The following is a 2205-nucleotide window of genomic DNA, read 5'->3' on the forward strand; positions in this document are numbered from 1 at the left end:
TTTTTGTGTATTAAACACGTCAAAAAATTGAAGAGTGGGCAATCGGATCCATCGATTGGGCCTTAAGTATACTTTATACTTTTGGGGAACCCGTATAATAAATTGAACTTTGTAGTATCCCTTGTAACAACATTGTTTGTTATGTGGGGGTCAACGGACATTAAATTACTGCAATAAGTCATTTCTCCGTTTCCTTCTCTAGAACCTTATTAGGCATGCTTCTTAAAACATGGAGATTAATATGAGTGACTCTACTCTTAAGCCATCCATACCAGAAGCAGCTAAAGATAGCATAAGTAGCACCTTATCTAAGGATAAAGCTCCTATCATTACTGTATTTGAGGCAAGCTATAATTCTGCTGTTGGTATTGATGTTCACCTTAACAAAATGGCTCTTGCCTATCAGCGAGCAGTACCTGAATCGCAAGATCTTATTCAAGACGCTTTAACTACAAAAGGAACCATTGAAGAGTTAAACCGAGCTATTGACTGGATTGCAACTAAAGATCCTGAAGTGATCATAATGGAGTCTACAGGCGTTTATTGGGTACCTTTATACTTACTGCTTGAAGAGCGTGGATTTGCAGATAAAACATTTGTTCTAAATGCTTATAACGCAAAAACAGCTTTAGGCAAAAAGTCAGATGCTAGTGATGCTAAGCATTTGGCTCAGATGGGTCGTTTAGGTGCCTTTGTTGGTTCTTTTATACCTTGTAAATATATACGAGATACTAGAATCTATTCTCGTCATATAAATGCTTTAAAGAAGGATGCTGTTACGAACAAGAACAGACTTCATAAGCTATTGAATATGGGTGGAATTAAAGCTTCGACTGTATTTTCTGATATAAGAGGCGTTGCGGCGAGGACTATTCTTGATGCAGTTATGAGAGGTGATGATGCCGAAAGTCTCAAATGTGTAATTGCAGATAACTGCAAAAGGCTTAAAGCCCAGCCTGACGAGATCTCTCAAGCAATATCCCATTTAGATATCACTGCAATATCACCTCTGTACTTTGATATTAGCACAAAGCTAGATCAAATTGAATCTGAAATTGAGCGTTACGAGGACTTACTTTATAAAAGACTTAAGCCTTACTATGATTCAATTGAATTGCTTACCTCAATTCCTGGAATCAGCCAGAAAACTGCTTGCACCATTATTAGTGAACTTGGCGATGACTGGAGTGCTTTTACCAACAGCAAAGCATTTTGTTCTTGGGTTGGTCTTGCACCTGGAAATAACGAGTCTGCTGGCAAGCGTAAAAAGGCAGGAATTACTAAGGGCAATAAGTACATCCGCAAAGTACTAATTGAAGCGGCACAATCTGTTTATAGAATGAAGTCAGGTCATTTAAAATCTGGATTTGATCGTTTTTATAGCAGATTGCACAGCTACCATAAAGCCGTAGTTGCCATTGCTCATAAAATGCTGAGAATAGCTTACGCTTTAATGACCAAACGTGAGTTATACAAAGATCCTACACTGGATTGTGTTGCAACTGATGATGTGTCTGCTGAGTTAAAGTTATTTGAAGAACCTAATATGGTTCTAAATCTTGATGACTCCCAAGATATGCAGTCATTAGCTGTCTCTGAGAGTGCTGACACAAAGAGTCAATCAGATATCATTATTGATAACTCATCCAATGCTAGTGATGGGGACTCTTTGGAAGTATCCTCAAAGCAAGTTACAACTGCTGGCAATACTTCATTACCAAATGAACAAAAGCTTTCTAAGGTTGTAGCAAAACCAATCTCTGCCTTAAAACAGAGTGTTGATGAGCCAATAACGCCAAAACAAGGGTCGTTATTCTCTTTTGCTTTAGGTCTTGACCAATTATTTAGCGCCGAGCCGCTCGGTCAAACTTAAGAATAGCTTTACACTTTCATTAGTGTCTATGGATTTTATGGGGATTTGCTTCCTTAGATTTTTTACACCCAATAATTTTGTAGTTTCTTTAAAAGAAACGGCTTATTTATCGTATTTGTCTTTTAAATTGTGCAGCTTGCTTTAATATAGTTTTTGTATGTTCTATTTAAGGGAGTGATTTGAGGTGCATATATTCAATCATATCGATACTGTTAGTATCTTTTCAGATCTAAGTTAAAGATCTACCATCTAACGTTATCATTTAACCAAAATGGCAGGATCCCTTATTTATCGTGTTTGTTAATTGCGAGCCTGGGCACTTTCATAATAAA

Annotated in this window: 1 protein-coding gene; it reads left to right on the plus strand. The window is 37.2% G+C overall.

Going from position 1 to position 2205, the window contains the following annotated elements:
- Positions 1-241 precede the first annotated feature (241 nt).
- Entirely contained in the window at positions 242-1873 is a 1632-nt protein-coding gene (locus MXE38_RS12140) for an IS110 family transposase (RefSeq protein ID WP_246915450.1), read from the plus strand.
- Positions 1874-2205 lie beyond the last annotated feature (332 nt).

Source organism: Anaerobiospirillum sp. NML120448 (genome assembly GCF_023050945.1).
Taxonomy (GTDB): Bacteria; Pseudomonadota; Gammaproteobacteria; order Enterobacterales; family Succinivibrionaceae; genus Anaerobiospirillum.